General features: G+C 66.4%; 21 protein-coding genes. 5 read left to right on the top strand and 16 right to left on the bottom strand.

Translation table 11 applies throughout. The annotated features are described in order from the left end of the window. From AC1DDA_RS25860 to AC1DDA_RS25905, 10 genes are all read right to left on the bottom strand, one after another. On the bottom strand, positions 1 to 1,653 hold a 1,653-nt coding region (locus AC1DDA_RS25860), incomplete at its 3' end, for a DNA translocase FtsK (protein WP_476797909.1). Positions 1,654 to 1,915: 262 nt separating this feature from the next. Then, on the bottom strand, positions 1,916 to 2,065 hold the full coding sequence (gene ccoS, locus AC1DDA_RS25865; protein WP_149130936.1) for a cbb3-type cytochrome oxidase assembly protein CcoS: 150 nt from the start codon (positions 2,063 to 2,065) through the stop codon (positions 1,916 to 1,918). Next, positions 2,062 to 4,260: a heavy metal translocating P-type ATPase gene (locus tag AC1DDA_RS25870; protein WP_476797910.1), complete on the bottom strand. Its 2,199-nt coding sequence runs from the start codon at positions 4,258 to 4,260 to the stop codon at positions 2,062 to 2,064. Before AC1DDA_RS25870 ends, ccoS begins: the two co-directional genes overlap by 4 nt. Before the next feature lies 1 nt (position 4,261). Further along, entirely contained in the window at positions 4,262 to 4,807 is a 546-nt protein-coding gene (locus AC1DDA_RS25875; protein WP_476797911.1) for a FixH family protein, read from the bottom strand. Then, positions 4,804 to 6,258, bottom strand: a complete 1,455-nt coding sequence (ccoG, locus tag AC1DDA_RS25880) for a cytochrome c oxidase accessory protein CcoG (protein WP_441513560.1) — start codon at positions 6,256 to 6,258, stop codon at positions 4,804 to 4,806. Before ccoG ends, AC1DDA_RS25875 begins: the two co-directional genes overlap by 4 nt. 1 nt (position 6,259) lies before the next feature. Beyond that, positions 6,260 to 7,147 carry a cytochrome-c oxidase, cbb3-type subunit III gene (ccoP, locus tag AC1DDA_RS25885; protein ID WP_476797912.1) on the bottom strand — a complete coding sequence of 296 codons (888 nt, stop codon included), beginning with the start codon at positions 7,145 to 7,147 and terminating at the stop codon, positions 6,260 to 6,262. A gap of 2 nt (positions 7,148 to 7,149) precedes the next feature. Continuing rightward, positions 7,150 to 7,305 carry a cbb3-type cytochrome c oxidase subunit 3 gene (locus AC1DDA_RS25890; RefSeq protein WP_441513558.1) on the bottom strand — a complete coding sequence of 52 codons (156 nt, stop codon included), beginning with the start codon at positions 7,303 to 7,305 and terminating at the stop codon, positions 7,150 to 7,152. 11 nt (positions 7,306 to 7,316) lie between these two features. Next, positions 7,317 to 8,081 carry a cytochrome-c oxidase, cbb3-type subunit II gene (gene ccoO, locus AC1DDA_RS25895; protein WP_476781172.1) on the bottom strand — a complete coding sequence of 255 codons (765 nt, stop codon included), beginning with the start codon at positions 8,079 to 8,081 and terminating at the stop codon, positions 7,317 to 7,319. A gap of 12 nt (positions 8,082 to 8,093) precedes the next feature. Continuing rightward, the gene (gene ccoN / locus AC1DDA_RS25900) at positions 8,094 to 9,707 is read right to left on the bottom strand and encodes a cytochrome-c oxidase, cbb3-type subunit I (RefSeq protein ID WP_476797935.1); all 1,614 of its coding nucleotides are present in this window, start codon (positions 9,705 to 9,707) and stop codon (positions 8,094 to 8,096) included. Between the two features lie 183 nt (positions 9,708 to 9,890). Continuing rightward, entirely contained in the window at positions 9,891 to 10,547 is a 657-nt protein-coding gene (locus AC1DDA_RS25905; protein ID WP_441513556.1) for a helix-turn-helix domain-containing protein, read from the bottom strand. Positions 10,548 to 10,764: 217 nt separating this feature from the next. Here AC1DDA_RS25905 and AC1DDA_RS25910 point away from each other — a divergent pair, with 217 nt between their 5' ends. Beyond that, positions 10,765 to 11,238: a hypothetical protein gene (locus AC1DDA_RS25910; protein WP_476781173.1), complete on the top strand. Its 474-nt coding sequence runs from the start codon at positions 10,765 to 10,767 to the stop codon at positions 11,236 to 11,238. A 50-nt stretch (positions 11,239 to 11,288) separates the two neighbouring features. Here AC1DDA_RS25910 and pcaF read toward each other — a convergent pair whose 3' ends face one another. The 6 genes from pcaF to AC1DDA_RS25940 all read right to left on the bottom strand — a co-directional run bounded on the left by pcaF (position 11,289) and on the right by AC1DDA_RS25940 (position 17,847). Next, a complete protein-coding gene (gene pcaF / locus AC1DDA_RS25915) occupies positions 11,289 to 12,497 on the bottom strand; it encodes a 3-oxoadipyl-CoA thiolase (protein ID WP_441513554.1) in 1,209 nt (402 codons plus the stop codon). A gap of 123 nt (positions 12,498 to 12,620) precedes the next feature. Continuing rightward, complete coding sequence (locus AC1DDA_RS25920) at positions 12,621 to 13,538, bottom strand: dihydrodipicolinate synthase family protein (protein WP_476797913.1); 918 nt, start codon at positions 13,536 to 13,538, stop codon at positions 12,621 to 12,623. A gap of 54 nt (positions 13,539 to 13,592) precedes the next feature. Continuing rightward, positions 13,593 to 15,104, bottom strand: coding sequence for a tripartite tricarboxylate transporter permease (locus tag AC1DDA_RS25925; RefSeq protein WP_476797914.1), 1,512 nt, complete (start codon positions 15,102 to 15,104; stop codon positions 13,593 to 13,595). Positions 15,105 to 15,123: 19 nt separating this feature from the next. Further along, the gene (locus AC1DDA_RS25930; protein ID WP_441513551.1) at positions 15,124 to 15,612 is read right to left on the bottom strand and encodes a tripartite tricarboxylate transporter TctB family protein; all 489 of its coding nucleotides are present in this window, start codon (positions 15,610 to 15,612) and stop codon (positions 15,124 to 15,126) included. Positions 15,613 to 15,741: 129 nt separating this feature from the next. Continuing rightward, positions 15,742 to 16,737, bottom strand: a complete 996-nt coding sequence (locus AC1DDA_RS25935; RefSeq protein WP_441513550.1) for a Bug family tripartite tricarboxylate transporter substrate binding protein — start codon at positions 16,735 to 16,737, stop codon at positions 15,742 to 15,744. 75 nt (positions 16,738 to 16,812) lie between these two features. Beyond that, positions 16,813 to 17,847, bottom strand: a complete 1,035-nt coding sequence (locus AC1DDA_RS25940; protein WP_476797915.1) for a 4-hydroxythreonine-4-phosphate dehydrogenase PdxA — start codon at positions 17,845 to 17,847, stop codon at positions 16,813 to 16,815. A gap of 154 nt (positions 17,848 to 18,001) precedes the next feature. Between AC1DDA_RS25940 and AC1DDA_RS25945 the strand changes: the two genes are divergently transcribed. The 4 genes from AC1DDA_RS25945 (at position 18,002) to AC1DDA_RS25960 (ending at position 23,712) form a co-directional block, all read left to right on the top strand. Next, entirely contained in the window at positions 18,002 to 19,393 is a 1,392-nt protein-coding gene (locus AC1DDA_RS25945; protein ID WP_476797916.1) for a flagellar biosynthesis protein FlgA, read from the top strand. 52 nt (positions 19,394 to 19,445) lie between these two features. Continuing rightward, positions 19,446 to 20,111: a GntR family transcriptional regulator gene (locus AC1DDA_RS25950; protein ID WP_476797917.1), complete on the top strand. Its 666-nt coding sequence runs from the start codon at positions 19,446 to 19,448 to the stop codon at positions 20,109 to 20,111. 243 nt (positions 20,112 to 20,354) lie between these two features. Beyond that, on the top strand, positions 20,355 to 21,947 hold the full coding sequence (locus AC1DDA_RS25955) for an ABC transporter substrate-binding protein (protein ID WP_441513546.1): 1,593 nt from the start codon (positions 20,355 to 20,357) through the stop codon (positions 21,945 to 21,947). Positions 21,948 to 22,095: 148 nt separating this feature from the next. Beyond that, on the top strand, positions 22,096 to 23,712 hold the full coding sequence (locus AC1DDA_RS25960) for an ABC transporter substrate-binding protein (protein ID WP_476797918.1): 1,617 nt from the start codon (positions 22,096 to 22,098) through the stop codon (positions 23,710 to 23,712). Positions 23,713 to 23,941: the final 229 nt, after the last annotated feature.

Raw genomic sequence — 23,941 nt, forward strand, 5'->3', positions numbered from 1 at the left:
GGTCTGGACCGTGCGGGTGATGATCTCGCCGGCGGCCTTGGCCTCGCCGACCCTGGCATTGAAGCCGTCGATGTTGCGCACCGCGAGCTTCGACATCTTCTTGTAGCGCTCCTCCATCTCGCGCACCGCCCATTTGAGGGCGACGACCGCCTTCTTGGGATCGGTCACGACCGGAGTGAGCAGATGCGGGATGCCGTCATAGACGGAGAGCTCCAGCATCTTGGGATCGACCATGATCAGCCGGCATTCCTCGGGCTTCAGCCGGTAGAGGATCGACAGGATCATGGTGTTGATGGCGACCGACTTGCCCGAGCCGGTGGTGCCGGCGACGAGAAGGTGCGGCATGCGCGCCAAATCCGCGATCACCGGCTCGCCGCCGATGGTCTTGCCGAGGCAGAGCGCCAACTTGTGCTTGGTCGCCTCGAAATCCTGGCTGGCGAGGAGCTCGCGCAGGAAGACGGTCTCGCGCTTGCTGTTGGGCAATTCGATGCCGATGGCGTTCTTGCCCTGCACCACCGCGACACGGGCCGAGACCGCACTCATCGAACGCGCGATGTCGTCAGCCAGCGAGATCACCCGCGAGCTTTTGATGCCGGGGGCAGGTTCGAGCTCATAGAGCGTCACCACCGGGCCGGGGCAGGCCTGGACGATCTCGCCCCTGATATTGAAATCCTCGAGCACGCCTTCGAGCAGGCCGGCATTCTGCTGGAGGACCTCGACCGGCATCGCCTCGGCCTGCGCCACAGGCGGCTCGGTCAAAAACTCGATCGGCGGGAGCTGGAAGCCGGCATCCTGCATCACCGGCAGCTCGACGAGGCGATGCTTGGCCTTGAAGGGGGCGGCCTTGGTCGGCTGAACCATGACGGGCTCGGGCACAACGACCGGCTCGGGCGCGGGCTCGACCACAGGGCGCGTGCTGCGTGCCAGCGGCACTCCGGGCTTCACGGCGATCACGGGGTCGACCGGGACGGGAACGTCATTCTCGACCGGCTCGATCTCGGCGGCCGGCGCACACCAGGACGGCACGGAGATCTGGAAGCTCACCTGATAGCTCTGACCCCAGTTCAGACCCGACCAGGCGGGAACGATGAGCGGGGCCGAAACGGCGAGCGGCGCAGCCTCGGGCCGCTTGGCCTCGGGCTGTGGCCGCGCCTTGCCCTGAGCCCGTGGCGGCTCTTCGGAAACGGTGTCGGCCGCAGCCGGGGTGGTGGCGGCGGACCATCTCGCAGGGGGCGTGACGGTCTCGAACGAAAACTCGGCGTCGTCGCGCTCGGCCTCGGGCACGCATTCCCAGAAGGCGTGGTCGGAAATGAAGGCGAGCGGCGTCGTGGCCTCCTCGGCCTCGGCAACCGTCTCCGGCCAGACGACCTCGCCGGTCACCTCGAAGGGCTCCTCGATGATCGGGGCCATCGCCTCGTCAGGCGCGTCCAGCGGCTCGGCAAGCGATGCATCTTCGCTCTCCGGAGTGCCCCAGACCTTCTTGATGAGATGGTCCGGCGTCCGCCAGAAACGGACGCGATTCGTGCTGGCCGGCGGCTCGGCCGGCCGCGCTGGAACGGCTATCGCCCTGGATTCGGTCGAAGCGGGAACAGCCTGCTCTCGCTCGACTTGCGCCGCCTTGCGTAGCTTGTCGGGCGTGCGGCTGAAACGCACGTTCTCAGGCCGGACGCAAGGCTTCTCCTGCGGCTCCTCCACCGGGCGCCGGACAGCTCGCGGCGACACCGGAGCCTGGAAGGATTCGTCGGCTTGGTCGGCGCTATAAGCCTCGGAAACGATGACGTTCGCGCGGCGGTGACGGTCAAGTTTGTGCATGGGCTTGGGCGAACACGATAACTCGTTAACCAGTCACCCAGTGCTAGCCCGGCAGGGTTAAGGCCCCATGAATCCGAGCCGTTGTTAACAGGCGAGGCAGAACTCAGTCCCGCGTGTCGTCATCCTGCAGGACGCGCCAGGCCGCCCCCTCCAGATCGGCGAACTGGCCTGATCGCATGCACCAGAAGAAGGCGCCGAGCCCGATCAGACCGAGTCCGAGGGCGAGGGGAAACAGGATCACGATGATGTTCATGCATCTGCCTCCGAGGAAGCCCCGCGGCCGCGTGCGCGCAGGGCATTGAGCGTCACCACCAGCGACGAGCCGGACATGGCGACGGCGGCGACGAGCGGCGTCGCCAGCCCGGCAATCGCGATCGGCACCGCCACCGCGTTGTAGAGCACGGCGAACCAAAGGTTCTGCAGCATCAGCCCGCGCGCCTTCCGCGCGATCTCGATCGCTGCGGAGACCGGGGCAAGGCTGTCGCCGAGGAAAACGACATCGGCCGCCGCCTGCGCGAGATGAGTCGCGCTCACCGGCGAGATCGAGACATGGGCACCCGCGAGCGCCGGCGCATCGTTGAGGCCATCGCCGACCATCAGCACCTTGCGGCCATTCGCCGCCATGCTGTCGAGCAGGTTGAGCTTGTCGCCCGGAAGCAGGCCGGCCTGCACATGCGCGATGGCAAGCTCGGCCGCGATCGGCGCGACGGCCTCCGGGCGGTCGCCGGATAGGATCGCGATCTCCAGCCCCGCCGCGCGCAGCGCGTCGATCGTCGCGCGCGCCTCGGGACGCAGGCTCTGGCCGAGCGCCAGAACAGTGCAGCAGGAGCCGTGGCGATAGGCGATCAGTGAGGCGCCGGGATGAAGCGCCTTCACCGACTCAGCTTCGGCTTCAGCCCCGCAGAAGGCGATGCTGCCGAGCCGCTGTTCGTCGTTGCCTTCGCCTGCCGTCAGGCCTTGACCGCGTTCCTCGCGGACATCGGACCTTGCGGACGCGCCTCCGAGCGCCCGCGCCAGAGCCTGCGCCAGCGGGTGGTTGCTCGCCGCGGCGAGCGCGCCGATCTCGACGCGGCGCTCAAGCGGCAAAGCCTCGGGATTGAGGATGTCCGGCTCGGGCAGGGTCAGCGTTCCCGTCTTGTCGAAGACGACGATATCCGCTTCCGCGAGGCGCTCCAGCGCATCGCCCTCCTTCAGCATGATCTTGCGCTTGAACATGGCGGAAGCCGCGACGACCTGCACCGCCGGGATCGCCAAGCCGAGCGCGCAGGGGCAGGTGATGATCAGCACGGTGACGGCGATCATCAGCGCCTCGGGCCAGGCCAGCCCCCAGGCCAGCCAGCCGAGGAAGGTCGCGGCCGCCAGCGTGTGGACCACCGGCGCGTAGAGCCGCGCAGCCCGGTCCGAGAGGCGGACATAGCGCGAGCGGCTGCCGACGGCCTGGCTCATCAGCCGGTCGATCTCGTCGAGCAGCGTGCCCTGCCCGGCAGCCTCGACCCGCACCGTCAGCGCGCCGGTGAGGTTGAGCGTGCCGGCATGGACGCGCTCGCCATGGCCGATCGCAACAGGGGCAGTCTCCCCGGTAACGAGGCTCTGGTCGAGCTCGGAGCGGCCGGTCTCGACGATACCGTCGACCGAGACGCGCTCGCCTGGACGCACGAGAACGCGGTCGCCCGCCGCGATCGCCGCGATCGGCGTGATCGTCCAGCTGCCGTCATCGGCCAGCCGCGTCGCGGTTTCGGCCTTGAGCGCGGCGAGATTGCCGGCGAGGTCGCGGGTGCGCCGCCGCATCAGCTGGTCGAGATAGCGCCCGATCAGCAGGAAGAAGAGCAGCATCACCACGCCGTCGAAATAGGCGTGGCGACCATGGGTCCATGTCTCCGCCACCGACATAGCGAGCGCCAGCACGACGCCGATGGTGATCGGTACGTCCATGTTGACCGCGCCGGCCTTCAGCGCCCTGAGCGCGCTCTCGAAGAACGGCCGGCCGGCATAGGCCGCCGTCGGCAGGGCGATGAGTGCCGAAAGCCAATGGAAGAAGTCCCGCGTCGTCGGGTCGATGTCGCCACTGTTGCCGGACCAGACCGCGACCGAGAGCAGCATGATGTTCATCGATGCGAAACCGGCGACGCCCAGCCGGCGCAGCAGGCTGCGCTCCTCGGTGGCGGCGCCATCCTCCTGCCGCTCGGGCACGAAGGGATAGGCCTTGAAGCCGAGCGCCGCGAGCTTGTCGACGACCGCTTCCGGCCGCAGCAGCGCTTCGCGCCATTCGACCGAGACGCGCTTCAGGGCGAGATTGACGCGGGCGCCGAGAATGGCGGGCTCGCGGCCGAGGCCGCTCTCGATCGCCTGCATGCAGCCGGCGCAGCGGATGCCGTCGACCGCGAGCTCCATGCTGGCGACGCCGCCATCGCGATGGCGCACGAAGACGGAAAGATCCTGCGCCGCCATCTCACTTCTCCGGCAGGGTGATGCGGCTGCGCGAGACGAAGACGACCTCCTCGCCGCGACGTGCCTTCAGCTCGAGGATCCAGGCACCGGCGTCGATACGGTCGAAGCACGCCTCGTAGCGCCCCGGCTGGCGTTCGCTCAGCGCGACGCTGTGGTCGCGCGCGGAGGTAGCGGGGTGGCGAAGCCGCGCCGTCGCCGTGAAGCCGGAGAGCGGCTGGCCGAGCCGGTCGGCCAGCGTCACGTCGAGCGCCGCGCCCTCGCCCTGCCTTGCGAGCGTGGCCGCGGCATTCCAGCCGCGCGCGTCGCGCTCGTGCTGGCGCGCGATCTCCTGGTTGAAGTGCTGGCTGTCCTCATAGGCGCTGCGGGTCTCGACCCCCGGCATGGTCCGCAGCGCCACCGTCATGATCGTCGCATTGACCGAGATGATGACACCGAAGAACAGCACCAGCATCGCTGCAACCATGCGCCCGGTGAGCCGGAAAGGGCGGCGCGGGCGCGGGACGGCGGGGGTGTCGCAGGACATCAGGAAAACTCCGCAGCAGCTCATGGTTTGCCTCCGGGCGCCATGAAGTGGTCGGTTGCGCGCACGGTTTCCCCGGCGAAGAGATCCGAGGCGGTGATGGTGATGGGCTGAGACGCATCGAGCGGCACGCCTGCCGGCACGGTGACGAGGACACGCACTTCTCGCGAGGTGTCCGGATCGACGTTCACGACCGGTCGGAGATCGGCGGTGGGTGCGACGCCGACCGCGTCGATGCGGATGCCCGGCAGGCCATCCACGGTGAGCGCGAAGGGGCGGACATCCGGGCGCTTGTTGAGCAGGCGCACCGCATAGGCGTTGCGGATCGAGCCGTCGCTCAGCGTCACGAAGAGCGGCGCGCGCTCGTGCAGCACCGAGATATCGGCGGTGCGACGCGTCGCAAGCTGCCAGATCATGGCTCCGCCGACGACGAGGATCAGCGCCGCATAGATCAACGTGCGCGTCCGTAGCGGGCTGTAGACGGCTGGCTTTCCGGCAATGCGCCGCTTGACGTTGATCTCGGTGTCATAGGCGATCAGCCGCTTGGGACGGTCGATCTTGGCCATCACCGTATCGCAGGCGTCGATGCACAGGCCGCACTGGATGCAGTCGAGCTGGGCGCCCTCGCGGATATCGATGCCGACCGGGCAGACGGCGACGCATTGGTGGCAGTCGATGCAGTCGCCGGCCGGCGCGCCCTGCGCCTTGAGCCTCGAGGCCTGCTTGACCGAGACGCGCGGCTCGCCGCGGTCGTAGCGATAGGTGACGTTGAGCGCCTCGTCGTCGGTCAGGGCCGCCTGGATGCGCGGCCAGGGGCACATGAACTTGCAGACCTGCTCGCGCATGATGCCGGCGAGCGAATAGGTGGTGAAGGTCAGGATCGCGATCCAAACATAGGCCGAGATCGGCGCGGTGAAGGTCGCGAGCTCGCGCACCAGTGTCGGCGCATCGGCGAAATAGAGGACCCAGGCGCCGCCGGTCCACCAGGCGATGACGAGCCAGACGGCGTGTTTGGCGCTCTTGCGCCAGAGCTTGTCGAAACTCCAGGGCGCCTCGTCGCGGCGCATGCGCTCGCGCCGGTCGCCCTCGAAAAAGCGCTCGACGGCGAGGAAAAGGTCGGTCCAGACCGTCTGCGGGCAGAGATAGCCGCACCAGACCCGGCCCGCGACGGCGTTCATCAGGAAGAGGACGAACGCCGCCATGATCAGCAGGCCGGTGAAGTAGTAGACCTCCTGCGGCCAGATCTCGATGAAGAAGAAGTAGAAGCGATTGTTGGCGATGTCTGCCAGCACCGCCTGATCAGGCAGATGCGGGCCGCGATCCCAGCGCAGGAACGGCAGCAGGTAGTAGATGCCGAGGCACAGGAACAGGATGAGCCATTTCGCGCGCCGGAACGGGCCGGAAACGCTCTGCGGATAGACCTTCCGCGACGCCGCAAAAAGCGGGGTGTCGTCGGGATCGGCCTCGGCGGTGCTCACGCTACTGCCCTCCCCCCAGCGAGTGGACGTAGACGGTCAGCGCCTTCAGCGTGGGTTCGTCGAGGCGGCCGCCCCAGGCCGGCATCACGCCGCCCCGGCTGTTGGTGATGGTCTCGGTGAGCGAGGCCATGTCCATGCCGTAAAGGCTGATCGCGTCGGTCAGGTTGGGCGCGCCCAGCTCCTGGTTGCCCTTGCCGGCGGGGCCGTGACAGGCGGCGCAGTTGTCGTCGAAAAGCTTGCGCCCAAGCGCCAGGTTGGCCTTTGGCTCGGTCGACAGGCCGGCGAGCTCGCGGACATGGTTGGCGACAGCGTTGATCTCGTCGCGCTTGAGCATGCCGTCGCGGCCGAAGGCCGGCATCTGGCTCACACGCGTCTCGTCATTGCCGGCGACGCGGACGCCATGGCGCAGCGTCTGCATGATCGCGTCGAGCGAACCACCCCAGAGCCAGTCGTCGTCGTTCAGATTGGGATAGCCCTTGCCCCCGGCGCCGCCGACGCCGTGGCAGGCGGCGCAGTTGTCGCCGAAGGCCGCCTTTCCCTGCGCCATCGCGATCTGGAACAGCGCCGGATCGGCCTTGATCTGCGCGGGCGTGGCGTCGGCCATGCCCGCGGCCTGGACAGCACGCTGAGCCTTCAGTTGCGCCATGTCCGCGCTGATATCGGCCCGGCTGGCATAGCCGATCACGCCCTTGGTGGCGTCGGTCAGCAGCGGCCAGGCCGGGTAGACGATCCAGTAGCCGAAGGCCCAGACGATGGTGGCGTAGAAGATGCCAAGCCACCAGCGCGGCAGCGGGGTGTTGAGCTCGCGGATGCCGTCCCATTCATGACCGGTCGTGGCGATGCCGGTGTGAGGGTCGATATGCGGGGCGTCGTGCTTATTCTGGTCCATGGTCAGTCCTCGCGCAGCGGATTGAGCGCGGCTTGCTCGAAGCGGGCGCGGTTCTTCGGCCAGAAGGCGTAGAGGCAGACGCCGAGGAAGACGGCGACGAAGTAGATCAGGCCAGCGGACTGGGCGAAGCCGGCGAGCCAGTGATAGGTCGTTTGCATGGCAGCCTCGCTCAGCGGATGTTGGCCTTGTCGTCGTAAAGCTTGAAGTCGACGAGCGTGCCGAGCGCCTGGAGATAGGCGATCAGGGCGTCGGCTTCGGTGATGCGCTGGGGGTTGCCGTCAAAATCACGCGACTGCACCCGCGGATAGCGCTTCTCCAGATCGGACTGGCCGGGATGGTCCGGCGTCGCCTGCGCCTTCAGGTCGCTCTGCGCCTGCGCGATCATCTCGTCGGTGTAGGGCACGCCGCCGGCGCGGTTGGCGCGCAGCTCGTCGGCGATGTCGTTGTAGTTCAGCTCGGTCTTCGCCAGGAAGGGATAGCCCGGCATGATCGACTGCGGGACGACCGCGCGCGGCTCGGCGAGATGCGCCCGCTGCCACTCGTCGGAGTACTTGCCGCCGACGCGGGCGAGGTCAGGCCCCGTCCGCTTCGAGCCCCACTGGAAGGGCTTGTCGTACATGCTCTCGGCCGCGAGCGAGTAATGCCCGTAGCGCTCGACCTCGTCGCGCAGCGGCCGGATCATCTGGCTGTGGCAGTTGTAGCAGCCCTCGCGGACATAGATGGATCGGCCGGCCAGTTCGAGCGGGGTGTAGGGGCGCATGCCCTGCACGGTCTCGATCGTGTTCTTCAGGTAGAAGAGCGGGGCGATCTCAACCAGGCCGCCGACCGAGATCACCAGCAGCACGCCGATGACCAGGATGATCGAGTTGGTTTCGAATATCTTGTGCTTGGCCCAGAGCGACCGGCGCGCGGGCTTGTGTTCGATGCTCGTCATTCCGGAAGCTCCTCAGACGGCCATGGCCAGCGGCGCCGGCGCCTCGTCGGAGAGCGGCATCTCGGCCGCGCTCTCGGAGCGCACGGTCATCCAGAGGTTGAAGGACATGATCAGCGCGCCGATCAGGAACAGGGCGCCGCCCAATGCGCGGATCACATAGAAGGGGTGCATCGCGGCGACGGTCTCGATGAAGGAGTATTCGAGGAAGCCGAGCGAAGTGTAGGCGCGCCACATCAGGCCCTGGAGGATGCCGGAAACCCACATCGCCGAGATGTAGAAGACGATGCCGAGCGTCGAGATCCAGAAGTGCCAGCTCACCAGCTTGAGCGAGTAGAGCCCCTTGCGGTTCCACAGCCAGGGCACGAGGCAGTAGATCGCGCCGAAGGAAATGTAGGCGACCCAGCCGAGCGCGCCGGAATGGACGTGGCCGATGGTCCAGTCGGTGTAGTGCGACAGGCCGTTCACCGCCTTGATCGACATCAGCGGGCCTTCGAAGGTCGACATGCCGTAGAAGGCGAGCGAGACCACCATCATCCGCAGCACGGGGTCGGTGCGCAGCCGGTCCCAAGCGCCCGACAGGGTCATGATGCCGTTGATCATGCCGCCCCAGGAGGGCATCCACAGCATGATCGAGAAGGTCATGCCCAGGGTCTGCGCCCAGTCCGGCAGCGCGGTGTAGTGGAGGTGGTGCGGGCCGGCCCAGATGTAGATGAAGATCAGGGCCCAGAAGTGGATGATCGAGAGCCGGTAGCTGTAGATCGGCCGCTCCGCGCGCTTGGGCACGAAGTAGTACATGATCGCGAGGAAGCCGGCGGTGAGGAAGAAGCCGACCGCGTTATGGCCGTACCACCACTGGAACATCGCATCCTGCACGCCCGACCACAGGCCGTAGGATTTCGGCGACAGGATCGAGACCGGCATGGCGACGTTGTTGCCGATATGCAGGACCGCGATGGTCAGGATGAAGCCGAGATAGAACCAGTTCGCCACATAGATATGCGGCTCCTTGCGCTTCATCACCGTGCCGAGGAAGACCAAGAGGTAGACGACCCAGACGATGGTCAGCCAGAGGTCGGCATACCATTCGGGCTCGGCGTATTCCTTGCCCTGGGTGATCCCCAGCAGATAGCCCGTGCCGGCGATGACGATGAAGAGGTTGTAGCCGAGGACGACGAACCAGGGCGAAAGCGTGCCGGCCAGCCGCGCGCGGCAGGTGCGCTGCACGACGTAGAACGAGGTGCCGATCAGCACGTTGCCGCCGAAGGCGAAGATCACGGCCGAGGTGTGCAGCGGCCGCATCCGGCCGAAATTGATCCAGGGCAGATCGAAATTGAGATCGGGGAAGGCCAGCTGCGAGGCGATGAGCAGCCCAACCGTGAAGCCGGCGATGCCCCAGACCATCGCGGCGACGGTCGCGAACTTGACCGGCTCCATGTTGTAGTTCGGCTTGCCGTCGAGCTCCTGCGGCTCGGCCGCAGGCGTGCCGTCGAAACAGCGGTTGGCGATCAGGATCACGCTGGCCGCAGCCGCCACGACGCCTAGCATGGCATGGAAGGCGTAGCCGGAGTTTTCGGCCAGTGCCGAGATCACGATCAGCGGCAGCACGCAGGCCGCCGCGATCAGCATGCCTATCATTTCGCCGACAGTCGCCTGCCTGACTTGGCTTGCCGTTGCCGTCACATTCGACTCCCGCTTGGTCGCCGGCGCATGAGCGCGCCATGAACGGGAGGCTTAGCGGGCGGCCTGAGGCCGGGCGTTGATTCAGGTCAAGCGGAGCGGGCGGCGGATTGCGACGAGAGCGCGCAGGCCTCAGGCCGCGACTGCGTTCATCCGCTCGGGATTCATCACGCGCACACCGCCCGGCACGATCAGGATCGTCTTGTCCTTGGCGAGGCGGGTGAAGGTACGGCTGACCGTCTCTATGGTGAGGCCGAGAAAATCGGCGATGTCCTGCCGCGTCATCGGCAGCGGCACCGTGACCGAAGGCTTGCCCAGGCGCGCCCAGCGCTGCTGCATGCCGAGCAGGAAACAGATCAGCTTCTCTTCGGCGGTGCGCCGGCCGAGGAGCATCATCTGCTCGTGGGCAAGCGTCAGCTCGTGCGTGGCGAATTCGTGGAGGCGCTTCAGCAGATGCGGCTTGGCGTCGACCAGCGCGGTATAAGCGCCGCGCGAGAAGGCGCAGGCCGCGACGTCGCCGATAGCATCGGCGGAGAAGCCATAGGCATCGCGCATGGCGAGCCCGAGGAAATCCCCCGGCAGGGCGAAGCCGACGACCTGGCGACGACCGTCCGACAGTAGCTTGTAGAGGCGCACCACGCCGGCGGTGACATTGTAGACGGAGTGAGCCTCGCGCCCCTGCGTAAACAACGTCTCGCCAGAGGCGAAATGCGTGGGGTGCGCCAGGGATTCAAGCAGCGCCAGCTCGTCGTCGGAAAGCGACGCGCAGACGCTCACCAGGCGAACCATGCAACTGCCGCAATTGCCCTCGCCACGGTTCGCAGTGCTACAGGCCGAAGGGTGACAGTTCACGATCGCATCTTCCCGCTTGTCGAAACGACCATAGCCGAGGCGAGCAGGGTCACAAAGCACGCTCGGCACCCTAGTCGGCGAAATTGATCCAGATCAATGCGACAACATCGCCCCCGCAACCACCGTGCGCCGCAGAAAATCGGGAGAGCCGCACGTGACCGGCGATGACATCTTCGAGGTCGCGCGCATCGCGCCGGCCGGAGCCGACGCCGTCTATGGCCTCGTCGCCATGCTGCATCCGGAGGTAACGCCCGACGACTGGGCCGCCTTCGTGCGCGAGCATTCGCAGGACGGCGCAAGGCCGCGGGGCGTCTTTGCCCTGCGCGATGGCCGCGGCATGCCGCATGCCCTGTTCACCTTCCGCGTCGCACAGACCATCAGTGGCGGAACCACGCTCGAAATCTTCGAGCTGGCGATGCTGCGCTTACCGGGGACGCATCTGGTCGATGCGCTGCTGCGCTTTGCCAATCAGCTCGCTGTCGAGCTTGGCCTGCCCCGGATCTCGATCTCGCTGGAGCGCTCGGCCGCCTGGCCGCAGGACCACGACGCACTGCAGCGCTCGGGCTTCCAGGTCGATCGCGTGATGGTTCTGGGGCGGGCCCGGATGGAGCCCGCACCCTGGAATTGACCTGTCTCAATCCGGCCTGGCGCCGCTCACGGGCGGCGCAAACCCGGCGGTCAGACCCGCTCCAGCGCGATGGCGATGCCCTGGCCGACGCCGATGCACATGGTGGCCAGCGCACGCTGCTTGCCGGTCAGCGACAATTCGAGCGCGGCGGTGCCGGCGATGCGGGCACCGGACATGCCGAGCGGATGGCCGAGCGCGATCGCCCCGCCATTCGGGTTCACATGCGCGCCGTCCTCGGCGATGCCGAGATCGCGGAGAACCGCGATGCCCTGGGAGGCGAAGGCCTCGTTGAGCTCGACGATGTCGAAATCGGTCGGTTTCAACCCCAGACGCTCGCAGAGCCTGCGGGTCGCCGGGATCGGCCCCAGCCCCATCACGCGCGGCGCGACGCCACCGGCAGCGCCACCGACGACGCGCGCCAGCGGGGTCAGGCCGTATTTCGCCGCGGCCTTCTCCGAGGCGATGATCAGCGCCGCGGCGCCGTCGTTGACGCCGGAAGCATTACCGGCGGTGACGGTGCCGCCTTCCTTGCGGAAGGGCGTCGGCAGCTTGGCGAGCTTCTCCAGCGTGGTGTCGCCGCGCGGATGCTCGTCGCTCTCGACGCGGATGGCATCGCCCTTCCGCTGCGGGATCACGACCGGCACGATCTCCTTGCCGAGGCGGCCATTCTGCTGGGCGGCGACCGCCTTGAGCTGCGAGCGCAGGGCGAAGGCATCCTGATCGGCGCGGCTGATGTTGCAATCGGCGGCGACGTTCTCGCCGGTCTCAGGCATCGAATCGACGCCGTATTGCTGCTTCATCAGCGGATTAACGAAGCGCCAGCCGATCGTGGTGTCGTGGATCTCGGCATGGCGCGAGAAGGCACTATCGGCCTTCGGCAGCACGAAGGGCGCGCGCGACATGCTCTCGACGCCGCCCGCGATCATCAGTTCGGCCTCGCCCGCCTTGATCGCGCGGGCCGCGGTGATGACGGCGTCCATCCCCGAACCGCAGAGACGGTTCATCGTCGTGCCCGGCACCTCCTTGGGGAGGCCGGCGAGCAGCAGCGACATGCGCGCGACATTGCGGTTGTCCTCGCCCGCCTGATTGGCGCAGCCGAAGATCACATCGTCCACTGCAGCAAAATCGACGCCCGCGTAGCGCTCGACCAGGGCCTTCAGCGGCACAGCGCCGAGATCGTCCGCCCGCACAGAGGACAGGGAGCCGCCGAAACGGCCGATCGGCGTGCGGACATAGCCGCAGATGAAAGCGTCGCTCATCGTCGGGAACTTCCCCTCTGTCGCCGTGCTTCAGGCCCGGCCGTCAGTCGGGTGTTCTCGCTGCCCCTCCGCGCTTTGTAAAGACGAAGCGGCGCGCGGCTGCGCCCGCCGCTTCCCCCGGCCTCACTTGCCCCAGCGCAGCGCCAGAGGATCCAGCTCGCGCGCGAGTTCGATCAGGCCCTCGCGAGTCTTCGGGTGCAGCGGCGTCAGCGGGTGGCGCACGGCCTCCGACTTGATCACGCCGCCTTCCTTCATCACCGCCTTGGCCGAGCGCAGGCCGCACTGGCGGTTCTCGTAGTTGATGATCGGCAGCACGCGGGCATAGAGCGCCGCCGCCTGCTTGCGGTCCCCGGCCGCATGGGCGGCGAGGATCGGCTTGATCAAGTCCGGGATCATGGCCGATGTCATGGTGCCGGTCGCGCCGGCGTCGAGATCCGCCATCAACGTGATCGCCTCCTCGCCGTCGAAGGGGCCGACGACGGCGTCGCCGCCCGCCTCGATCAGGGCGCGCAGCTTGTTCGCCGTGCCGGGCACCTCGATCTTGAAATAGCGGACGAGCGGAACCTCCTTCGCCAGCCGGATCATGAAGGGCACGGTCATGGTCACGCCGGAGAGCGGCGCGTCCTGCAGAATGACGGGCAAGCCGCAGACGTCGGTGACAGCCTTGAAATGCTCGATCATGCCCTGATCGTCGGCCTTGAGCAGCGCGCCGTGATAGGGCGGCATCATCATCAGCATCTTCGCGCCGGCATCGGCCGCGGCCTTGGCGCGCTGAGCCGCGATGCGCGTCGAAAAATGCGAGGTGGTGACGATGACCGGCACGCGGCCGGCGACCTGCTCGAGAGAGAGCCGCATGACCTGATCGCGCTCCTCGTCGGTCAGCAGGAACTGCTCCGAGAAATTGGCGAGGATGCAGATGCCGTCGACGCCCTGATCGACCATCAGGTCCATGACGCGCCTGTTGCCGGCGATGTCGAGGTCGCCATTGTCGTGGAAGATGGTCGGCGCGATCGGCAGGATGCCCTTATAGGGTTCGGTCATGGCGTCATCTCGTCTCTGGCGGACAGGGCGGCATTCGAAGGGGCGATACGGCCGTCAGACGGTTCTGGCGGCCTTGGTGCCACGCAAGCGGCGAGCGATGCTGCCGACAACGGGCAGCACCAGAAGCGCGAGCCCGACCGACATCAGCGTCGAGACCAGCGGGTTCGACCAGAAGATCGAGAGCGAGCCCTGGCTGAAGATCATCGACTGGCGGAATGCGTCCTCGGCCTTGTCGCCGATGACCATGGCCAGCACCAGCGGCGCGATCGGATAATCGAGCTTCTTGAAGACATAGCCGACGAGCCCGAAGATCAGCGCGAGCCAGATGTCGAACTCCTTGCTCGCGGCGGTATAGGCGCCGATGAAGCAGATCACCACGATGATCGGCCCGATGATCGAGAAGGGGATGCGCAGGATCGAGGCGAAGAGCGGCACCGTCGCCAGCACGATCACCACCGCGACGACGTTGCCGAGATACATCGAGGCGATCAGGCCCCAGACGAAATCCGGCCGGTCGGTGAAGAGCGTGGGGCCGGGGTTGAGCCCCCAGATCATCAGGCCGCCCATCATCACCGCCGCCGTCGCCGAGCCGGGAATGCCGAGCGCCAGCATCGGCAGCATGGCGGCGGAGCCGGCGGCGTGGTCTGCCGTCTCCGGCGCGATCACGCCCTCGGGCTCGCCCTTGCCGAATTTCGCCGGGTTGCGTGAGGAGCGCTTGGCCATGGCGTAGCTCATGAAGGAGGCCGCGGTCGGCCCGCCCGGCGTAATGCCCATCCAGATGCCGATCAGCGAGGACCGGAGCAAGGCGAGCCAGTAGCGCGGCAGCTTCGCCGCGGTGCGCAGCACGTCGCCGATGCGGACCTTGGCGGCGACGCCGTCGAATTTGAGCCCCTCCTCCATGGTCAGCAGCAATTCGCCGATGCCGAACAGGCCGATCACCGCGATCAGGAAGCTGACGCCCGCGAGCAGAACGTCGAACTCGAAGGTGAGACGGACATTGCCGGACACGGAGTCCATGCCGATGGTCGCCAGCGCAAAGCCTATCGCCATCGACACGACCGTCTTGAACGGCGAGGAACCGCCGAGCCCGATGAAGCTCGCGAAGGTCATGAAGTAGACGGCGAAATATTCGGGCGAGGAAAAGCGCAGCGCGAATTTCGCGACCCAGCCGGAGAGCAGCGTGATCAGGATGACGCCGGCCATGGCGCCGAAGCCGGCCGAGAGGAAGGCGAAGGATAGCGCCTCGGTCGCCTTCCCCTGCTTGGCCATGGGGTGGCCGTCGAAGGTCGTCGCGACCGATGAGGGCTCACCGGGAATGTTGAACAGGATCGAGGTGGTCGAGCCGCCGAAGAGCGCGCCCCAATAGAGCGAGGTCAGCAGGATGATCGCCGAGACCGGCTCCATCGAAAAGGTCAGCGGCAGCAGCAGCGAGACGCCGTTGGGGGCGCCGAGCCCCGGCAGGACGCCGACGAGCACGCCGAGCAGCACGCCGGCCATCATCAGCAGGATATGATGCGTGGTGAGCGCGACCGAGAAGCCGTGCATCAGGTTGGCGACGTTGTCCATGCTGATATCCCCGCCGCTTTCAGAGGCCGATGAGCGGCTCGATCGGGCCTTTGAGCAGGCCGATCTGGAAGAATTTTTCGAGCGAGAAATAGAAGAACGCCGCCGTCGCAAAGGCCGTGACCAGGGTCGGCAGCCAGCCATAACCACCCTGGAAGCGCATCGCGAAGACGAGGTAGAGGATCGTCGCGACATACATGCCGAGCGTCGCGCTGATGACGACGAAGGCAATCAGCGGCAGGAGGAATGAAAGCACGCGCTTGCCGCGCTCGGCATCGAGGAAGGACTCGGCGAGTACCGCCTTGCCGGCGACGCGCTGGCCGACCGTCATGGCGAGCGTGCCGAGGCTCGCAAGCGCGATCAGCGCACCCGCATAGAAGGGGAAAGCGCCGGGTTGCGGGCCGGACGTATCCCAGCCGATGCCGAATTCGAGCGAGCCCTTCACGATGACGAGCCCGAAGACGAGCGTCAGGATCGCGGTCCCGATCTCGGCCCAAAAGCGGGTGATCATGCGGTGGGTTCTCCCTTTCAGGGCTTGCACGTCATGGCCGGGCTTGACCCGGCCATCTCGGAAACCGGCCTTCGCGTCATGAGATTCCCGGGTCGACGCGTCGCGCCGCCCGGGAATGACGATCGCACCTTACTTCGCGACCCAGCCTTCGTTTTCGAAGACCTTCTTGTTCGCGGCCTCGTCCTTGGCGACGAAGTCGGTGAGCTCCTTGCCCTTCATGAAGCGGGCGGTCTGGGCGGTGCGCTGCACGAACTCCTGCCATTCCGGCGTCTTGGAGACCTTCTCCAGAAGGTCTGCATAGTAGGCCACCGCATCGGCAGGAACCTCGGCCGGCAGCCAGACGGTGCGCGGCATCTGGAAGGTCTCGAGCGGCAGTCCAGCCTCCTTGCAGGTCGGGATATCGCCCCAGCCCTTGCCCTCGAAGACCGGATCGCTCTTGGCGAGGCGGACCGGCGAGAAGACGCAGAGCGGCTTCACCTGCCCGGCCTTCCACTGGCCGATGTTCTCGTTGGGATTGTTGACGTTGGAATCGATATGGCCGCCGGCGAGTTGCACGGCCGCCGCGCTGCCGCCCTGGAACGGGACGTAGATCCACTTCACGCCGGACGCGTCCTGGATCATCGAAGTCAGCGTCTGGTCAGTGTCCTTGGACTGGCTGCCGCCCATCTTGAAGCCCATCGGCTTGGCCTTGACCGCCTCGATATAGGATTTGGCGTCGGCATAGGGGGCGTCGCCCTTCACCCAGAGCAGGAACTCGTCAAGCGCCAGCGAGGCGACGGGCGTCAGATCCGTGAACTTGTAGCCGAGCTTGGCGACATAGGGCAGCAGATAGGCGTTGTTGGTGCCGAAGATGACGCGGTTCGGATCGCCCTTGCCGCCCTTGCCATAGACATAGCCCTCGGCGCCGGAGCCGCCGCCCTTGTTCACCACGACGATCGGCTGCTCGGTGAATTTGTGCTTGGTAATGATCGACTGGATCACGCGGGCGAAATTGTCGGTGCCCCCGCCGGCGCCCGAGGTCACGACGAACTCGATCGGCTTGGTCGGCTCCCAGGCCTGCGCCGCGCTGGCGCCGCCGAGCGCGATCGCGCCAGCGAATACAGCCGAGATGGCAATGGTCTTCATGATGATTTTTCTCCCTAGGAACTGGATTTTTGCGACGCCGCTCTTGTTGGCGGCTTCACTGAAAGCAGCGGGAACTCAGGCCGCAGCGCGCGCCCCGGCCTTTCCGTCCTGAGCCATCTTGATCGCGAGCGACAGTGCCGCGCGCGTCGCGCCGAGATTGGCGATGCCCTTGCCCGCAATCTCATAGGCCGTGCCATGAGCCGGCGTGCAGATCGGGAAGGGGAAGCCGCCGATCAGGGTGACACCGCGGTCGAAGCCGATCAGCTTCATCGCGATCTGGCCCTGGTCATGATACATCGTCAGCACGGCATCGAAATCGCCGTTCTTGGCGCGCAGGAAGACGGTGTCGGAGGGGAACGGCCCCTCGACGGTGAAGCCCTTGGCCTTCGCCGCAGCAACCGCCGGCTCGATCGTCTCGATCTCGTCGCGGCCGAAATTGCCGCCGTCGCCGGCATGCGGATTGATGCCCGCGACCGCGATGCGCGGCGGGTTGAAGCCGGCCGCGCGCAGATTGGCATCCGCCAGGGTCAGCGCCCGCAGGATGCGCTCCTGCGTGATGTTCTGCGCCACCTCCGAAAGCGGGATGTGCGAGGTCACGCGGGCGTTCCAGAGCTTGTCGAGGATGTTGAACTCGCTCGCAGCCCCTTCGAAGCCGATGGCGTCGCGCACGAAGCGGATCTCGTCGTCATAGCCGGGATAGGCGAAGCGCATCGCCGCCTTGTTGAACGGCGTGAAGAACACCGCATCGGCCTTGCCGGCGGCGGCGAATTGCAGCGCTCGGCGGAAATTCTCCGTCGCGGCATTGCCGCCAGCGAGCGTCGCGGTGCCACGCTTGAGATCGGCGGGATCATGGTTGGCGAGATCGACGAAGACAGGCTTGTCGCCGAGTGGCAACGCATCGCCATCCCCGACGACCTGAACCTGCGGATCGGCGCCGCCATCCTTGATGCCGAGGTCGAGCAGCCGCTTGTCGCCAAAGACGACATAGCGCGCGGCAGCCCTGAGATCGGCCTCCGAGAGAATGCGGGCCGTCAGCTCCGGGCTGATGCCCGAGGGATCGCCCATCGCCACGGCGATCACCGGCAGGGCTTCGTTCATCCGCTCGCTCATGGCCGCACTCCGCTGCCTGGAATTGTTTGTCGGCCCTTTCGCTAACACAGGCATCGCGTCGTCTCAAGTATGCTGTATGCAGCATAACGGGATTGCTGTAGTCATCGCCAAAAGCGCGGACCACGCCGTCATCGGCCGCGCCGGGAGGAGCCTGATGAATTTTCACGCGCACTACGCCGGGATCACCGAGCCGGTCGAAACCTGCCTCGTCGGCAGCGGCAGCTTCGGCCGCAGCTATCTGGCGCAGTCGCGCCGCACGCGGCTGGTCAATGCGCGCATCGCCGTCGACATGTCGGCGGAAGCCGCCGGGCGCGCCTTCGCCGCCGCCGGTTTCGCACCGTCCGAAATCGCCCTGTGCGAGACTGCAACGCAAGCACGCGCGGCTTGGGACAGCGGAAAATGCGTCGCCGCCGCCAGCCTCGACATCGTCCTCGACTTGCCCTTCCAGCTGCTCGTCGAGGCGACCGGCAGCCCGGAAGGCGCGACGCAATACAGCCTCGCCGCGATCGAGGCCGGCCGCCATGTCGCACTGGTCTCGAAGGAGGCCGACAGCGTCGCCGGTCCGGGGCTGGCGCGGCTGGCGCAGCAGAAGGGCGTGGTGGTGACGCCGGTCGACGGCGACCAGCCGAGCCTGCTGATCGCGCTGGCGAGCTGGGCCGAGGTGCTTGGTCTCGACATCATCGCCGCCGGCAAGTCGAGCGAATACGATTTCGTCCTCGACGCCGCCACCGGCGATGTCGCCTGCAACGGCGTGACCCGCCATCTCCCGGCATTGCGTGAGCACTGGCTGCCGGGCTCCCGCTCCATCGTCGCAAATGCGGCCGAGCGCGCCCGCGTTCTGGGCGAGGCCTTCCCGCTGCGGGCCGTGCCGGATCTCTGCGAGATGACGCTGGTCGCCAACGCGCTCGGCTTCTCTGCCGATACCGCCGGTTTCCATGCGCCGCCGGCGCGTATCCCGGAGCTTGCCGACCTCTTCGCGGAGCGCGGCGAGGGCGGCCTCATGTCGGGCACGCGGCGCATCGACGTCTTCCACCATCTGCGGTTGGCGGAAGAAGCCAGCTTCGCCGGCGGCGTCTTCATCGTCGTGCGCTGCGACAATGCCGAGACCTGGGAGATGCTCGCCGACAAGGGCCATGTTGTCAGCCGCAGCGGCCGGACTGGCGCGCTCTACCTGCCCCGCCATCTGCTGGGCGTTGAGGTCGCCACCTCCATCCTCGATGCCGCCGGCCTCGGCCGCTCCGGCTATGGCGGGGATTACAGGCCACGGCAGGATCTCGTCGCGGTGGCGCTGCGCGACCTCGCCGCCGGCACTGTGCTGAAGATGGGCGGGCATCATCACAGCATCGACGGCATCGGTGCCGAGGTGCGGCCCGCCGCCCCGCTCGCAGCCGACCGCCCTGCCCCGTTCTACCTCGTCGCCGACCGGCCGCTCGTCCGCTCCGTCAAGGCCGGCGAGGCGATCCGCCTCGGCGACGTCGAGATCGGCGGGGATTCCGGGCTGCTGGCGATGCGACACCGCCAGGACGCACTCTTCGCCGCGGTTTGACAGCACTGACGCCGCGTGCCGTAACGGAGCAGCCGAAGACAATGGAGCAGCGATGAGCGAGACGGCGGCCGACTTCCCCCGGATCACGCGGCGGACCTTGCATGACGAGGTCCTGGAGCGGGTGCGCGACATGATCATCGAGGGGCAGCTCGCTCCCGGTCAGCGCATCAACGAGGGTCTCGTCGGCGCGCAGCTCGGCGTCTCGCGGACGCCGCTGCGCGAAGCGATCAAGACGCTCGCCAGCGAGGGGCTCGTCGAGATCCTGCCGGCCAAGGGCGCCGTCGTCCGCAAGTTCTCGGCGCGCGACCTGGCCGACATCCTCGAAGTCATCAAGAGCCTGGAGCAGCTCGGAGGCCGGATCGCCTGCGCCCAGGCCAGCGACGCCACGATCGAAGCGATCCACAAGATGCACCGGGACATGCTGGCGCTCTACGCGACGCGCGACCGGCTCGACTATTTCAAGCTGAACCAGGCCATTCACAGCGCCATCGTCGCCGCTTCCGGCAACGCGGTGCTGCTGGAGATGCACACCACCCTGCAGTCGCGCATCAAGCGGCTGCGCTTCGTCGGCAATGAAGGCCCGGAGAAATGGGCCGGTGCGGTGGCCGAGCATGAGGAGATGATGGCGGCCCTGCTCAAGCGCGACGCCGACGCCCTGTCGGAGGCGATCGGCCGTCATATGGATGTGACCTTGCTGCGCGTGCGCGAGGTGCTCTAGCGGCTCCAGGGGCCGGTCTCGGGCTTCTGCGAGGTGGCCTCCGAGGCGATGCGGAACGCGCCGCGCAATCGTTTACCCTCCCTTCCGCCGGCAGAAAAACGCCTGTGGAAACGACTATTCGCGCCCCCCGACTTTCAATAAGCTGTTGACAAGGCGGCTCGGGGAATTCCGCCCACGAAGCTTCCGATACAACGGGGCCATCGTCCGCACACGGCGGTGGAAGAGGCGTTCAAGGAGACATCCATGAAGAAAATTCTGTTGGCGACGCTGTCGGCCTCCGCGCTGATGGCGGCGCAGCCCCTGATGGCGAAGACGCTGGTCTATTGCTCCGAGGGCAGCCCTGAGAACTTCGCGCCGAGCGTGAACACGACCGGCACCTCCTTCGACGCGAACACCCAGATCTACGACACCATCGTCCAGTTCGAGCGCGGCGGCACCAGGGTCCAGCCGGCGCTCGCCGAGAAATGGGACATCTCGCCGGATGGACTGACCTACACCTTCCACCTGCGCAAGGGCGTGAAGTGGCATTCGAACAAGACCTTCAAGCCGACGCGCGACTTCAACGCCGACGACGTGATGTTCATGATCGAGCGGCAGTGGAAGGAGGACCACCCGTTCTTCAAGGTGACGAGCTCGAACCACTCCTACTTCAACGACATGGGCATGCCCAAGCTGCTGAAGTCGGTCGAAAAGGTGGATGACTACACGGTCAAGATCACACTGAACCAGCCGGAGGCGCCGTTCCTCTCCGACCTCGCCATGCAATATGCCAGCGTGCAGTCGAAGGAATATGCCGATGCGATGCTGAAGGCGGGGACGCCCGAGAAGCTTGATCAGGACCCGCTCGGCACCGGCCCGTTCTATCTGGTGCAGTACCAGAAGGACGCGATCATCCGCTACAAGGCCTTCCCGGAATACTGGGCGGGCAAGGCGAAGATCGACGACCTCATCTTCGCGATCACGCCGGACGCCTCGGTGCGCTGGGCCAAGCTCCAGAAGGGCGAATGCCATGTCATGCCCTATCCGAACCCGGCCGATCTCGATGCGATCAGGAAGGACGCCAATGTCCAGATCCTCGAGCAGCCCGGCCTGAACATCGGCTATCTCGCCTACAACACGACCAAGAAGCCCTTCGACGACGTCAAGGTGCGCCGCGCCGTCAACAAGGCGATCAACAAGAAGGCGATCATCGACGCGGTCTATCTCTCCAGCGGCATCGCGGCGATCAACCCGATCCCGCCGTCCATGTGGTCCTACAACGAGACCATCAAGGACGACCCCTATGATCCGGAGGCGGCCAAGAAGGAGCTCGCCGAGGCCGGCTATCCGAACGGGATGGAGATCGACCTCTGGGCCATGCCGGTGCAGCGCCCCTACAACCCGAACGCCAAGCGCATCGCCGAGCTGATGCAGGCGGATCTCGCCAAGGTCGGCGTCAAGGCCGAGATCAAGAGCTTCGAATGGGGCGAGTACCGCAAGCGCATGCAGGCGGGCGAGCACCAGACGGGCATGCTGGGCTGGACCGGCGACAACGGTGACCCGGACAACTTCCTGCACACGCTGCTCGGCTGCGATTCGGCCAAGACCAACGGCTCGAACGTCGCCAAGTTCTGCTACAAGCCCTTCGAGGATCTGGTGGTGAAGGCGAAGACCGTGACCGACCAGGCGGAGCGCGAAAAGCTCTACCGGCAGGCGCAGGTGGTGTTCAAGGAGCAGTCGCCCTGGTTCACCATCGCCCATGCGGTGCAGCTGAAGCCCGTCCGCAAGGAAGTGAAGGACTTCAAGCTCTCGCCGTTCAGCCGCCACGTCTTCTACGGCGTCGACATCGCCAACTGAGGCGAGGAGCCAGCCGCGCCCCGACCCGGCGCGGCTGATGCACGCCAGATGACGCGGCCCCGGCGGGGCCGCGTTCCGGGAGGCGGAGACGATGGGGCACGACGCCCCGCGCCCGATCCCCCTCCCGCCTGTCCCGAGAGAAACGTCCATGTCCGTTCGTGCCCGCTCCTTCGCCCTGACGCTGGGGCTGAGCGCCCTTGCGCTACCCGCCGCCGCCAACGCCCAGGCGCTGGTCGTCTGCTCCGAAGCCAGTCCCGATTTCCTGAACCCGCAATTCAGCAGCCAGAACACGGCCTACGATGTGGCGGCGCAGATCTATGAGCGCCTGACGGCGACGGAACGCGGCGGCTCGCAGATCATCCCGAGCCTCGCCGAGTCCTGGACGATTTCCGAGGACGCGCTGACCTACACCTTCAAGCTGCGCAAGGGCGTGAAGTGGCACGCCAACAAGGCCTTCACGCCGACGCGCGAATTCAACGCCGACGACGTGGTCTTCTCCTTCGAGCGGATGTTCGATGCGAGCAACCCCTACAACAAGGTCGGCAGCGGCAATTACCAGTTCTTCAGCGAGATCGTGAAGCCGAGCCTGAAGTCGATCGAGAAGATCGACGACTACACGGTCAAGCTCACGCTGACCAAACCGAACTCGCCGATGCTGTCTGCTCTCACGGTCGAGCCGATGTCGATCCTCTCGGCCGAATACGCAGCCGCAATGCTGAAGGCCGGCACGCCCGAGCAGGTCGATTTCGCGCCGATCGGCACCGGCCCCTTCTCGCTTCTCTCCTATCAGAAGGATGCGATCATCCGCTTCAAGGCGGTGCCGGATCACTGGACCAAGGCCGTCGGCAACCGCGACCGCATGGCGCTGGTCAACGACCTGATTTTCGTGATCACCCCAGATGCCGCGGTGCGCTTCGCCAAGGTGCGCTCGGGCGAATGCCAGATCGCGCGCTACCCCAATCCCGGTGACCTGCCGGCGATGAAGACCGAGCCGACGATCAACCTGTTGCAGGGCAGCATCGCCGATCAGAGCTTCCTCGCCTTCAACCAGCAGAAAAAGCCCTTCGGCGACAAGCGGGTGCGCGAGGCGCTGGCCTACGCCACCAACATCCCCGCGATCATCGACGCGGTCTATCAGGGCACCGGCAAACCCACGGCGGCGGCGGTTCCGCCTTCGCTCTGGTCGCACAACACCGACCTCAAGCCGCGTCCCTATGATCCGGAGAAGGCCAAGGCATTGCTGGCCGAGGCCGGGTATCCGAACGGCTTCGAGACGACGCTCTGGGCCATCCCCGTCGTGCGCGCCTATATGCCGAACGGCCGGCGCGCGGCCGAATTGATCCAGGCCGACTGGGCAAAGATCGGCGTCAAGGCGACGATCCAGACCTTCGAATGGGGCGAATACCTCAAGCGCGGCCGGGCCGGCGACCACGAAGTCGGCATGTTCGGCTACACTTGGGACTATCCCGATCCGAGCCAGATCCTGCTCTCGGGCTGGACCTGCGAGGGGGTGAAGACCGGGGCCAATCGCGCACGCTGGTGCAACCAGGAGGCCTCGGATGCGCTCGCCAAGGCGAACACAATCACCGACCAGGGCGAACGGACCAAGCTCTACAAGCGTTTCCAGGAGCTGTTCCACGAGGATGTGGCGGGCCTGCTCTTCGCCAATGCGCAGGCTTTCACGCCGGTGCGCAAGGAAGCGAAGGACTACAAGATCCACTTCTTCGGAGGACAGCCGTTCTACGGCGTATCGATCGCGAAATAAGACCCGAACGCCCGATGATCACCGGCGCCGGCAGAGCATTCATTGCTTTTCCGGCGCCGAAAAATTTCGTATTGTTGCGCCAGAATTCCCGAACGTTCTCAAGTATTTCGTGATCAAATACGCGAGAACCGCGATACCCCGTTGCGATCCACGGTTTTTGTCGTGGCGTTCTTGATCTTTCGCGGATTCTGGTGTTTCCGCTGCGCCGGAATTCGAACTCGACTAAAGT

The organism is Allobosea sp. 10N428, from assembly GCF_056394545.1.

Coding starts and splice junctions, on each gene's coding strand:
- ccoS (WP_149130936.1), bottom strand. CDS start 2,065: ATGAACATCATCGTGATCCTGTTTCCCCTCGCCCTCGGACTCGGTCTG.
- AC1DDA_RS25870 (WP_476797910.1), bottom strand. CDS start 4,260: ATGGCGGCGCAGGATCTTTCCGTCTTCGTGCGCCATCGCGATGGCGGC.
- AC1DDA_RS25875 (WP_476797911.1), bottom strand. CDS start 4,807: ATGAGCTGCTGCGGAGTTTTCCTGATGTCCTGCGACACCCCCGCCGTC.
- ccoP (WP_476797912.1), bottom strand. CDS start 7,147: ATGGACCAGAATAAGCACGACGCCCCGCATATCGACCCTCACACCGGC.
- AC1DDA_RS25890 (WP_441513558.1), bottom strand. CDS start 7,305: ATGCAAACGACCTATCACTGGCTCGCCGGCTTCGCCCAGTCCGCTGGC.
- ccoO (WP_476781172.1), bottom strand. CDS start 8,081: ATGACGAGCATCGAACACAAGCCCGCGCGCCGGTCGCTCTGGGCCAAG.
- ccoN (WP_476797935.1), bottom strand. CDS start 9,707: ATGCTGATCGCGGCGGCCTGCGTGCTGCCGCTGATCGTGATCTCGGCA.
- AC1DDA_RS25905 (WP_441513556.1), bottom strand. CDS start 10,547: ATGGTTCGCCTGGTGAGCGTCTGCGCGTCGCTTTCCGACGACGAGCTG.
- pcaF (WP_441513554.1), bottom strand. CDS start 12,497: ATGAGCGACGCTTTCATCTGCGGCTATGTCCGCACGCCGATCGGCCGT.
- AC1DDA_RS25920 (WP_476797913.1), bottom strand. CDS start 13,538: ATGACCGAACCCTATAAGGGCATCCTGCCGATCGCGCCGACCATCTTC.
- AC1DDA_RS25925 (WP_476797914.1), bottom strand. CDS start 15,104: ATGGACAACGTCGCCAACCTGATGCACGGCTTCTCGGTCGCGCTCACC.
- AC1DDA_RS25930 (WP_441513551.1), bottom strand. CDS start 15,612: ATGATCACCCGCTTTTGGGCCGAGATCGGGACCGCGATCCTGACGCTC.
- AC1DDA_RS25935 (WP_441513550.1), bottom strand. CDS start 16,737: ATGAAGACCATTGCCATCTCGGCTGTATTCGCTGGCGCGATCGCGCTC.
- AC1DDA_RS25940 (WP_476797915.1), bottom strand. CDS start 17,847: ATGAGCGAGCGGATGAACGAAGCCCTGCCGGTGATCGCCGTGGCGATG.
- AC1DDA_RS25945 (WP_476797916.1), top strand. CDS start 18,002: ATGAATTTTCACGCGCACTACGCCGGGATCACCGAGCCGGTCGAAACC.
- AC1DDA_RS25950 (WP_476797917.1), top strand. CDS start 19,446: ATGAGCGAGACGGCGGCCGACTTCCCCCGGATCACGCGGCGGACCTTG.
- AC1DDA_RS25955 (WP_441513546.1), top strand. CDS start 20,355: ATGAAGAAAATTCTGTTGGCGACGCTGTCGGCCTCCGCGCTGATGGCG.
- AC1DDA_RS25960 (WP_476797918.1), top strand. CDS start 22,096: ATGTCCGTTCGTGCCCGCTCCTTCGCCCTGACGCTGGGGCTGAGCGCC.